An 845-nucleotide genomic window follows, 5' to 3' on the forward strand; every position below is an offset into this window, starting at 1 on the left:
GTTTCCACCAAACTGCGGCGATGATAGCCTGACCATTTTTTCCATAGTGTCCTGCCTAAACGTTTAACTGTTCGAAGTAATTCATTTCGCGCTAGCGAGCTACTCTTTGTATCTTTCCATGGTTTCGCATTTTTTCTAGGTGGAATCACTGCATGCGCTTGCCGATCTGCAATGACCTGACGGCATTGCTTGGTGTCATAAGCTCCATCGGTATAAACAGAGTCAATCTGCTCATCTTGTGGAATCTGATCGAGTAAATCACCAAGCACTTGTGAATCACTCACATTATTTGTAGTGAGTTGAATAGCGCGTATTTGAAGGGTTTTAGCATCTATACCAATATGAAGTTTACGCCATTGGCGACGATATTCAGGTCCATGTTTCTTGCGTTTCCATTCGCCCTCACCTAGAAACTTCATGCCTGTAGAGTCTATGAGTAGATGCAGCCCATCGCTACTTTTTTGGTAGCTGATTGCAATATCAATATGCTTTTGTCTTCTACAAAGCGTACTGTAATCTGGTGCGGTCCAATTTAATCCACAAAGTTTAATCAGACTTTGCACAAAGCCAGTGACCATACGTAAAGATAGACGGAATAAGGATTTAATCATTAAGCAGCATTGGATAGCTGCGTCGGAGTAGGTTTGATTTCGCCCTTGTTTGCCTTTTGATGGAGCATACCATTGCGTAGCAGGATCAAACCAAATGGCAATATTTCCGCGACTCATGAGTGCTCGGTTATATGCGGGCCAATTGGTTGTACGGTAGATTTTGTGTGTAGGCTTCTTCATTTGAAAATTATATCGCTGAAAAAGCCTTTACAGATAGGTTTGTGCAACAAAGCC

The 845-nt window shown here is 42.4% G+C and carries 1 protein-coding gene; it reads right to left on the bottom strand.

What is annotated here, in order from left to right:
* Positions 1-791: IS5-like element IS17 family transposase (locus GBN19_RS15465; protein ID WP_151778706.1), on the bottom strand; the 791-nt coding region annotated here is incomplete at its 3' end.
* Between the last annotated feature and the right edge of the window lie 54 nt (positions 792-845).

The sequence above is a fragment of the Acinetobacter brisouii genome, assembly GCF_008993995.1.
In the GTDB taxonomy this organism is placed as follows: Bacteria; Pseudomonadota; Gammaproteobacteria; order Pseudomonadales; family Moraxellaceae; genus Acinetobacter; species Acinetobacter brisouii_A.